At 62.6% G+C, this 211-nt stretch carries 1 protein-coding gene; it reads right to left on the bottom strand.

The window, feature by feature from the left end; genetic code table 11:
* The coding region (locus tag A985_RS23975; RefSeq protein ID WP_017231972.1) for a multicopper oxidase domain-containing protein at positions 1–211 on the bottom strand (211 nt) is incomplete at both ends.

Genomic DNA, 211 nt, shown 5'->3' with positions numbered 1-211 from the left:
ACCCCATCCATGTTGCTCGGCAGCAGGATGCCGTGCCAGTGAATGGAAGTCTGCGCCTGAAGCTTGTTCGCGACGCGCAGGGTAACGTCATCGCCTTCGCGCCAGCGCAGAATCGGGCCGGGCAGGGTGCCGTTGATCAGCGTGGCGGTTCGTGCCTGGCCGGTAATGTTGATGGGGGTCTGACCAATATCGAGATCGAACTGGGTGCCCG

The organism is Pandoraea sp. B-6 (genome assembly GCF_000282835.1).
Lineage (GTDB): Bacteria > Pseudomonadota > Gammaproteobacteria > Burkholderiales > Burkholderiaceae > Pandoraea > Pandoraea cepalis.
This window is presented reverse-complemented; position numbering and strand designations above follow the sequence as displayed.